Consider the following 207-nt stretch of genomic DNA (forward strand, 5'->3'; position numbering starts at 1 on the left):
CCTGGTACTGCTTGTTCTTTCACTTCATACTTGTACGCTGCTCCGTTTGCATCGTATGCCTGAAGTTTTTCAAACGTATACTTCCAATTTGCTGCCGCTGTTACTTCTTTTGTATCTACTACTTTACCGCTTTGTAAAAGATCTACTTTGATCATTTCCGGACGATCTTTCGCGTTATCGTCTTTCCATGTTTTCGTTCCTTCTACT

1 protein-coding gene is annotated in these 207 nt (G+C 40.6%); it reads right to left on the reverse strand.

The annotated features are described in order from the left end of the window. Positions 1-207 (reverse strand): Cna B-type domain-containing protein (locus JDS82_RS29525; protein ID WP_199714348.1); only part of this gene is annotated, 207 nt, incomplete at both ends.

The organism is Bacillus cereus group sp. N14 (assembly GCF_016483555.1).
Taxonomy (GTDB): domain Bacteria; phylum Bacillota; class Bacilli; order Bacillales; family Bacillaceae_G; genus Bacillus_A; species Bacillus_A wiedmannii.